The 2,272-nt window shown below is 52.2% G+C and carries 2 tRNA genes and 1 rRNA gene; all 3 read right to left on the bottom strand.

What is annotated here, in order from left to right:
* Positions 1-171: 171 nt before the first annotated feature.
* Positions 172-247, bottom strand: a tRNA-Ala gene (locus Q4606_RS18185).
* Between the two features lie 96 nt (positions 248-343).
* Positions 344-420, bottom strand: a tRNA-Ile gene (locus Q4606_RS18190).
* Positions 421-529: 109 nt separating this feature from the next.
* Positions 530-2,069, bottom strand: a 16S ribosomal RNA gene (locus tag Q4606_RS18195).
* Positions 2,070-2,272 lie beyond the last annotated feature (203 nt).

Below are 2,272 nucleotides of genomic sequence, written 5' to 3' on the forward strand. Positions count from 1 at the left end.
ACATTTTCTCGGAGATAATGAGAAAATGTCTTCGTGTTCTATCTCATCCAATTTGTTAAAGAGCAAATCTGACCCAGTGATCAGAAAGAAGAACTTCGACTAACAACTTATGTCATTAAATCGAAACGCTTATTTCTGTACACTGACCGAAGTCAGGTGACCAAGTAATAATGGTGGAGCTAGGCAGGATCGAACTGCCGACCTCCTGCGTGCAAGGCAGGCGCTCTCCCAGCTGAGCTATAGCCCCAAAAAGCTATGTCTAAGAATTTTGTAGATCGAGGCGTGTTCGGGCGCCGCATAGCCTGCTATGCAAGTCCGGACACAACGATGAGCTACGAAATTCTGGTGGGTCTGGGTGGACTTGAACCACCGACCTCACCCTTATCAGGGGTGCGCTCTAACCACCTGAGCTACAGACCCGGTTTTGCTCATCCGAAGACAAGCCAAGTCGGGCCTGCAAAGACCCTTGCTCTCTCTATCAATCAACCAAGTAATTCGTGTGGACTCTGACCGAAGCGTCGACTTCGTTTAAGGAGGTGATCCAGCCCCAGGTTCCCCTAGGGCTACCTTGTTACGACTTCACCCCAGTCATGAACCACACCGTGGTGATCGTCCTCCCGAAGGTTAGACTAACCACTTCTGGTGCAATCCACTCCCATGGTGTGACGGGCGGTGTGTACAAGGCCCGGGAACGTATTCACCGTGACATTCTGATTCACGATTACTAGCGATTCCGACTTCACGGAGTCGAGTTGCAGACTCCGATCCGGACTACGATGCGTTTTGTGAGATTAGCTCCCCCTCGCGGGTTTGCAACCCTCTGTACGCACCATTGTAGCACGTGTGTAGCCCTGGCCGTAAGGGCCATGATGACCTGACGTCATCCCCACCTTCCTCCGGTTTGTCACCGGCAGTCTCCCTAGAGTTCTCAGCCGAACTGCTAGCAACTAGGGATAGGGGTTGCGCTCGTTACGGGACTTAACCCAACATCTCACGACACGAGCTGACGACGGCCATGCAGCACCTGTGTCAGAGTTCCCGAAGGCACCAATCCATCTCTGGAAAGTTCTCTGCATGTCAAGGCCAGGTAAGGTTCTTCGCGTTGCGTCGAATTAAACCACATGCTCCACCGCTTGTGCGGGCCCCCGTCAATTCATTTGAGTTTTAACCTTGCGGCCGTACTCCCCAGGCGGTCAACTTAGTGCGTTAGCTGCGCCACTAAAGATTCAAGATCCCCAACGGCTAGTTGACATCGTTTACGGCGTGGACTACCAGGGTATCTAATCCTGTTTGCTCCCCACGCTTTCGCACCTCAGTGTCAGTGTTGGTCCAGGTAGCCGCCTTCGCCACTGGTGTTCCTTCCTATATCTACGCATTTCACCGCTACACAGGAAATTCCACTACCCTCTACCACACTCTAGTCGAGCAGTTCGAAATGCCGTTCCCAGGTTAAGCCCGGGGCTTTCACATCTCGCTTACTCAACCACCTACGCGCGCTTTACGCCCAGTAATTCCGATTAACGCTTGCACCCTCCGTATTACCGCGGCTGCTGGCACGGAGTTAGCCGGTGCTTCTTCTGTGAGTGACGTCAATCCTTAAGAGTATTAATCTTAAGGCCTTCCTCCTCACTGAAAGTGCTTTACAACCCGAAAGCCTTCTTCACACACGCGGCATGGCTGGATCAGGGTTGCCCCCATTGTCCAATATTCCCCACTGCTGCCTCCCGTAGGAGTTCGGGCCGTGTCTCAGTCCCGATGTGGCTGATCATCCTCTCAGACCAGCTACGGATCGTCGCCTTGGTGAGCCTTTACCCCACCAACTAGCTAATCCGACTTAGGCTCATCCAATAGCGCAAGGTCCGAAGATCCCCTGCTTTCCCCAAAAGGGCGTATGCGGTATTAATCCGGGTTTCCCCGGGCTATCCCCCACTACTGGGCAGATTCCTAAGCATTACTCACCCGTCCGCCGCTCGACGCCTGATAGCAAGCTACCATCGTTTCCGCTCGACTTGCATGTGTTAAGCCTGCCGCCAGCGTTCAATCTGAGCCATGATCAAACTCTTCAGTTTAAATCATACAAGAATCCGTAGATTCTTAATTCTTGCTCAAGACAAAACTCAATTTTCGACGAGTCGCTTGCCTTGGTATTTCTTGTCGAAATACTCCAGCCAGCGCCCACACGAATTACTTGGTCAATTTGTTAAAGAGCGTTTGAGCCGTTGCTCAATCAGGAGGCGTATTCTACATCGTCTCGCCACCTTGTCAACCGTTT

The organism is Marinobacter sp. 1_MG-2023, from assembly GCF_030549045.1.
GTDB lineage: Bacteria > Pseudomonadota > Gammaproteobacteria > Pseudomonadales > Oleiphilaceae > Marinobacter.